General features: G+C 59.1%; 7 protein-coding genes and 1 riboswitch. Of the genes, 1 reads left to right on the forward strand and 6 read right to left on the reverse strand.

Annotation, left to right across the window (positions count from 1 at the left end):
• Positions 1–172: 172 nt before the first annotated feature.
• Entirely contained in the window at positions 173–559 is a 387-nt protein-coding gene (locus BN871_RS24780) for a conserved domain protein (RefSeq protein ID WP_021879886.1), read from the reverse strand.
• Between the two features lie 132 nt (positions 560–691).
• A riboswitch (FMN riboswitch) is annotated at positions 692–845 on the forward strand.
• Between the two features lie 122 nt (positions 846–967).
• Between BN871_RS24780 and BN871_RS24785 the strand changes: the two genes are divergently transcribed.
• A complete protein-coding gene (locus BN871_RS24785) occupies positions 968–1,948 on the forward strand; it encodes a DMT family transporter (RefSeq protein ID WP_232313331.1) in 981 nt (326 codons plus the stop codon).
• Here BN871_RS24785 and BN871_RS24790 read toward each other — a convergent pair.
• The 5 genes from BN871_RS24790 to BN871_RS24810 all read right to left on the reverse strand — a co-directional run bounded on the left by BN871_RS24790 (position 1,945) and on the right by BN871_RS24810 (position 6,378).
• A complete protein-coding gene (locus tag BN871_RS24790; RefSeq protein ID WP_048749695.1) occupies positions 1,945–2,280 on the reverse strand; it encodes an MGMT family protein in 336 nt (111 codons plus the stop codon). The genes BN871_RS24785 and BN871_RS24790 overlap by 4 nt on opposite strands.
• Positions 2,281–2,344: 64 nt before the next feature.
• Complete coding sequence (locus BN871_RS24795; protein ID WP_048749697.1) at positions 2,345–2,644, reverse strand: DUF6509 family protein; 300 nt, start codon at positions 2,642–2,644, stop codon at positions 2,345–2,347.
• Position 2,645: 1 nt separating this feature from the next.
• On the reverse strand, positions 2,646–4,568 hold the full coding sequence (locus BN871_RS24800; protein ID WP_021879883.1) for an ATP-dependent DNA helicase: 1,923 nt from the start codon (positions 4,566–4,568) through the stop codon (positions 2,646–2,648).
• Between the two features lie 55 nt (positions 4,569–4,623).
• The gene (locus BN871_RS24805) at positions 4,624–5,322 is read right to left on the reverse strand and encodes a hypothetical protein (protein ID WP_048749699.1); all 699 of its coding nucleotides are present in this window, start codon (positions 5,320–5,322) and stop codon (positions 4,624–4,626) included.
• A 372-nt stretch (positions 5,323–5,694) separates the two neighbouring features.
• Positions 5,695–6,378 (reverse strand): NAD-dependent epimerase/dehydratase family protein, encoded by a 684-nt coding sequence (locus BN871_RS24810; protein WP_048749702.1) that lies wholly within the window; start codon positions 6,376–6,378, stop codon positions 5,695–5,697.
• Between the last annotated feature and the right edge of the window lie 518 nt (positions 6,379–6,896).

Here is a 6,896-nt window from a genome sequence, read left to right on the forward strand (position 1 = left end):
CAGCATTTCCCGAAAACCTCGAACCACAACCGAGGCCGCCTGTCCGTCCCTATGCGTTCGATGGACAGCAGACACCCAAGCCTCGAGATCGACAGGTCTGCCCCGCGCCTTAAAGCGAACAAGAAAAAAAGGGCTGTCCCCCGTTGGGGACAGCCCTTGACTGGCTTCCGGATCAAGCGACGTCGAACGTGCTGCGCTTGATGATATGGAGATCGTCTCCGGAATAGATATGGATGTAGATGACGTATTTGCCCGGCTTATCGAACGTATGCGTGACCTCATACTGTCCCTGGGCTTTCTTCTTGGAAGTGATCAAAATAGGGAGCTCCTGCTCCGTTTCTTCCCGGATGTCGAAGTCGATTTTGAGGTTATCTTCCGTAACCAGTCCCTCGATAGCCGCCGTCAGCTGCAGCGGCGTTCCGGCCACGGCTGCCGGGTCGCTCGTAATCGCGACCTTGACCGCCGACTCATCCTGATAAGGCGCGTTGCCGGAAGATCCGCAGCCCGCCGCGACCAGAAGCATGAGAACCGCGATCGCCGCGAATGTCCATTTCTTCATGACCAGTATTCTCCTTTCCCTGTTGCGCTTGTCCTCCTTATTATACCTGGGGAGATGCGCTGCTGCTCCCTGCAACCATGAACTTTTCTTGTCGAGTGCTGTCGCCTTGTGATATAATTCACGCAACTGAATATGAACCTTCGGGGCAGGGTGCAATTCCCTACCGGCGGTGACGGCGCGAATGCGCGCCGAAGCCCGCGACTCCCGGAACTGCGAATGCGGATCCGGGACTGACTTGGTGAGAATCCAAGGCCGACGGTGACAGTCCGGATGAGAGAAGGTTTAATGCGCTTCGTGCCACGATTTTGGCGAGGCGTATTATTTCGTGCCCCCGCCATTTGTCTTTCGGCGGGGGTTATGAGCTTCTACGAGGTTCAATTCAAAAACCCGCCACTGGAGGTTGTTGAATTGAAAGACACAGCTACGCTTGACCGTCCGCTCAGCGCGGACAAAGGCCTGTTTACCCGCAGCCGCGGCATTTGGTACGTCGTTCTCGGCGCGACGCTCTGGGGAGTCGATCCCCTTTTCCGCATCCTGCTTCTGAAAACCTTCACGTCTCCGCAGATCGTTTTCCTGGAGCATCTTCTCCTCGCTCTGTATGCCGTACCGGTCCTTATCCATTACCGTCATCAGCTCACCGGCAAGCTCACCCTCGGCGTCGTCGGAGCCCTGTTCTTCGTTTCCTGGGGCGGCTCCGCCATCGCCACGGTGCTGTTCACGTCCGCGTTCACGATGGGCAACTTCAACGCCGTCCTGCTGCTGCAGAAGCTGCAGCCGCTGCTGGCCATCATTCTCGCCCGCTTCATGCTCAAGGAATCTTTCCCAGCCCGCTTCTCCTGGTATCTGCTCGTCGCGCTCGCCGGAACATACCTGCTTACATTCGGCTTCCATGGTCCGCAGCTCGGCTTGCACGATCTCGGCTCCCAGGCCGCGCTGTACTCGATCGGCGCCGCTTTCCTGTGGGGCGGATCGACCGTCATGGGCAAATACCTGCTGCAGAAGAAGCTGGGCTTCCATATCGTCACTTCGCTCCGCTTCCTGCTCGCCATCCCGCTGCTGGGCGTTCTGCTGCTGGCCGCCGGAGACTCCTGGAAGCATCTGGGAAGCACAGGCGCAGCGGCCGTCCTGATCGTGAACCTGCTTTTCCAGGCTTTCATTCCCGGCCTTCTGAGCATGCTGCTCTATTATAAAGGGCTTTCCTCGACGAAGGCTTCCATCGCCACGCTGGCCGAGCTCGCCTTCCCTGCCGTCGGCGTCCTGATCAACTGGATCGCTTTTGGATCCGTGCTCAAGATTCATGAGCTGATCGGCTTCCTGCTTATCTGGGGCGTGCTCGTCATGCTCAGCCGCAGCACGTCGAGAGCCGCAGCGGAGCAGCCCGCCGCTTAATGCCCGGCTTCGCCGCCGGCCTGCTCTGCATCCGGTTCATGCCGATGCCGGTCGAGATCGATCGCTCCGCGGGAGCCTTCTTCGATGCCTTCCGCGGCCAGCAATGCCCTTTGAAGCTCGCCGGCATCGCCCGGCAGCGACACGGAGCCTGCCGCGTTGACGACCCGATGCCAGGGCAGCCCGTACTTCTCCCCCATGGAATGGAGGATGCGGACGACCTGGCGCGCAGCGCGAGGGCTTCCGGCCGCTGCAGCGACCGAGCCGTAGGTCATGACCTTGCCTTCCGGGATGGCGCCGACGACCCGGATCACTTTTTCCGTAAAAGGCTGCATATGTCTCTCCCCCATAAGTAGAACTAGAGCCCGCGCTGTCCAGCAGCCGCGGGCTCTTGCCTGATTATCCGTTTGCTTCCGAGTCGGCGATATGTTCCTTGCAGAACGTCTCCAATTCGGCGAGCTCTTCATCCTCAAGCCCGAAGTCCAGCAGCCGGTCGCTGCCCCGCTCGCGGATCTCGTGGCGGATGATGGAGCCTCCCGCTCCTTCTTGCTTGTATACAGCGCGCACGTACAGGCCGCTCGGCGAGTACAGCTCGTCCTCTTCATCCACCTCGATCTGAAGCAGGTATTCATACCGCTGTCCGTCTAAAATGCCGAATGGATCCTTGATTTTCTCCACGCTGTATTCCGTAATTTCCATCTCAATTCTCCTCCTGTAACGTTCCTTCGGGCAGTACCGATACGACGGCTTCCCGTACTTGGCTGTCAAGCAGCTGCGAGGACAGGATGACGACGTCCCCGCTGTCTCCGCGCGATCGGATCAGCCTCCCGACCCCTTGCCTCAGCCTCAGCTGCATGAACGGAACCTCGATTTCCCCGAAGGCGCTCGCCGCCGCTTGGCGCCTGGCGTTGAAGACCGGATCCCGCGGCGGCCAAGGCAGATCCCAGACGACGACGAGCGACAGCGACGGACCCGGCACATCGAGTCCTTCCCATAGAGTATGAGCGCACAGGACGCTTTCCTCGTCTTGCTGGAAAGCCGCGATCAGGCTGCTTATTTCTGCCGTGCCTTCAAAGTGAAGCCGGTATTCCTTCATCTCGGGCGCTACGGCAGCCCAGTCGCGGAACGACTCCAGCTGCTTGCGGGACGGGAAGAGAAGGAGCGCCCTTCCTCCGCTGTGGCGGAGCGCTTCGACCGTGCGCCGCCTCTTGTCCTCCGCTGCCGCGGCAGGATCGAGATGAATCCGCATCTGGGAAGCGTAATCGTACGGAGACGGAGTGCTGAAGCTCAAGAATTCCTCGATTCCAAGCGTATCGGCCGCATAGTGGAAGGAGCCTCCGGCCGACAGCGTCGCCGAAGAGAAGATGATCGGCATCGATTTGGCGAATACCCGCTCCCGAAGCACTTCCTTGACCAGCCTCGGCATCATGACCAGCGTCAAGCCATCCGGATCCGGCAGCAGCCAGGTGATGAGCCCATCGGGCTTCTCGAACAGCGCCAGGGCAGTGCCGATCATATCGAGATGCTCTTCCACGATAGTAAGGTGATAGCCGTCCAGGGTGAACAAGCCGCTCTCGAATACGAGCTGCTCCTCGATCTCCTCCAGCAAGGAGCGGAAAGCGCGGATTTCCCGCAGAAGTCCAGGCGTCGGCTCGAACTCCAGTCTTTCGGAGCCTTCCACAGGACGGCTGGCCTCCTGCAGGCGCCGGAACAGCTCCTCGCTGCGGCTTATGGCGTCCTCGATCGCATAGGCGAGCGTTTCGCGGATGTCGTTCTGCAGCAGGCGGCTGATGATGGATTCAAATACCGAGTGCTGGAGCTTGTAGGTCAATGCGTTCTGAGCGGCCGTCTCCAGCAGATGGCCTTCGTCGAAAACGACCGAGCTGTGCTCGGGCAGCAGCGGCAGCTGGCCTTCCCGCTTGCGCGCCTCGGCCGTCCACACATGCTCCATGTAGAAATCATGGGAGCAGATAATGAGATCCGGCGACTTCCGGTAATGGTCGCGCGACAGCGTCATGCCGCAGCGATGTCGCTGCGGGCAGACGAAGCAGTCCTGGAACACGTCCCAGCCGATCTTCGACCAGCGGGCGTCGTCAAGCCCGGCATAATCCTTGCGGCTGCCGTACGGATGAAAGGACTGCAGCGTATCGGGCTTGCGCACGAACTCGGGAAGCGTCTCGTAGATCGCATCATAGCTCTCGTCGCCCCGCACGTCGTCGAGCTTGTTCAGGCACAGATACTGGCTTTGCGACTTCGCCATCCGGGCATCCACCTTCAGGTCCAGGTAAGCCGCCAGCTTGGCGATGTCGCCTTCCGCCTTCGTCAGCTGCTCGATCAGCGATTCGTCGGCGCAGGCGATGACGGCCGGCCGGCGGGTATACCGGGCATATGCGACGGCATAGAGCAGGTAGACGAGTGTTTTACCGGTGCCGACGCCGGCCTCGGCGAACAGCGTTTTCTTTTCCTTATAGGCCCGTTCCAGCTGGAAAGCCATGTAAATCTGCTCATCGCGGACTTCAAAGCCGGCTTCAGGCAGAATATCGTAGAAAACATCCGAGATCCAGTCGCTGGCTTGCTCGATGAAGGGACGGGTCGGATCAAATTCGAAAGGATATGGGGTCAAATGCGCTGCAGCCTCCGCTTGGTTCTAGATTTCTGCGGGGCAGCTTCATGCCCCGTCATGGACTCATGTATCTTCCGCCGCCGATGCCGAGATCGGCCAGCTTGCCGGAATCGGCTTGCAGCAGAAAGGAATTGCTGCCCTCGGCAGCATTCCATTCCATGCCCAGAATCATGCCTTCTCCGGTACGCGCGGCAAAGCGCAAGGAAAAGGAGTCCGGGTTCATGGTGCCGCCGTCGTCAACGGTCCACGTAGAATTTTCATCATAATCCGCCGGGAAGTCCTTGTAAAGGGGTTTCGATTCCTCCGGTACGAGAACGAGGCTCGCCAGCATGCTTTTTTGCTCCCGCGCGAACTGGATCAGCAGCAGATCCATTGGTTTTCCATTCACATCTATCCGGCCGATCGTCCAAGCCTGGTCGACCTTCCGTTTCTTCTCTTGGGCAACAGCCTTCAACAGAGAGGCGTCCGGCTTGGCAGCCTTCCTTTCCTCGACCGGGAAGAAGGCTTCCGGAGCTTGCTGGCCGCGCAGCATATAATAGGTAGCGTTCGGCTGGGCAGTACCCTGTTCAACCTGAAACACGTACCCCTTCATATGGACAAAGTTGGATGCCGTCTGCCTGCCGTTATCCTTTGCGTCTCCTTGCTGCACTCCCGCATAAGCCACCGGCAGCGTCTTGCCGCCTGCTCCCGCTGCGGTCTTGATCGAAGAGAGGGCATCCGGATCGATCTCTCCCCGGATATCCGGCACGATCATCAGCTTCGTTCCCGTCTTGTCGGCAAAGCCGAAGTAGGCGGTCAGGGATTTCTCTCCAAGAGCAGGAGCCGCTGTCGCGGTATTAGTCGACGGCGAAGCGGACGGTTTTCCGGACGCAGCCGGCTTTGGCGCGCTCGCTGACGGTGATGGTGATTCAGCCGACTTTGGCGCGCTCGCTGACGGTGATGGCGTTTCAGTCGGCTCCTGTCCTTCAATGCTGTGATCAGGCGAGGAGGAAGGGGTGATCGCAGCTGCATCCCTGCCCGTGCTCTTTCCTGACGAGCCGGCTTTGTCGTCTCCCCCCGCTGCAGGCGGAGAGAGACGCCGCGAGCATGATCGCAGCCGCGCAGAATGCGGCCTTGCGGATTGCTTTCATTCGTCCGCCCCCCATCCGTGCGAGCCGATGGCGGCAATCTGCTCTGACTCCACCACCGTCACTCCCTCGGGAGCCCTCTTCGCCGCCTCCAGCATGGCGGACGCAACCGTCGCCGCATGAACGGGCCGGTAGCGGGCCAGCTTGCCGACCATCAGCCCCGACAGCGGCTTCGCCAGCGCAGCGGCCCATTTCTCGCCCGGCCGCCGCTCCTGGCGCTTCCCGAGCAGCTGGGAAGGTCTGAGCACAATCAGACGCCGCAGGCTCAGCTTCTCCAGCTGCCGCTCCAGCTCTCCCTTGACCCGGAGATAGAAATACCGGGAGTCCGGCGAAGCGCCGATGGACGATACGATCACAAGCGCGCCGGCTCCCTGCGAAGCCGCCATTTCGGCAAGCCGCAGCGGAAGCTCGTAATCCACCCGCCGAAACGCTTCACGCGTACCCGCTTTCTTGATTGTCGTGCCTGTGGCGATGAACAGGTCGTATCCACCCGGAATGCCTTCGAGACATTGCTCCGGCTGGCCGCCTTCCATCGCCCTCTCCTCCAGCCTCGGATCCGACAAGCCCGTTGGACGGCGTCCGATCGCAATGACGTTGGCATAGCGCTCTCCTGCAAGAAGCAGGTTGAGCAGCTCGCGGCCGACGAGACCGGTTCCTCCTGCAACAACCGCCGTTTCTCCCATTTGCAATCTCCTTTTCTGCCCCATGATATCCATCCATTTTTTCATTTCGCCGCTTGGAAAGCAATTTGCGCCTCTATTATGCATTTTGCTCCTCTATTTGGAAACAGACGTGTAGAAGGACCAAAAGGGTTCGGAAACAGACTCACCGAGCAGCAAAAAGCACGCCTCTGCCCCAAAAGCTCCGAGGAAGACGAGATTTTCTGCTTATTTGACTGCTTCTGCCCCAAAAGTTCCGAGTAAGACGATTTTTTCTGCTTATTTGACTGCTTCTGCCCCAATAGCTCCGAGTAAGACGATTTTTTTCTGCTTATTTGGCCGCTTCTGCCCCAAAAGCTCCGAATAAGACGATTTTTTCTGCTTATTTCGCTGCTTCTGCCCCATAAGCTCCGAGTAAGACGATTTTTTCTGCTTATTTGACTGCTTCTACCTCAAAAGCTCCGAGTAAGACGATTTTTTCTGCTTATTTGGCCGCTTCTGCTCCAAAGTTTCGAGTAAGACGATTTTTTCTGCTTATTTGG

Origin of the sequence: Paenibacillus sp. P22, from assembly GCF_000469945.2 — a bacterium.
Taxonomy (GTDB): Bacteria; Bacillota; Bacilli; order Paenibacillales; family Paenibacillaceae; genus Paenibacillus_O; species Paenibacillus_O humicus.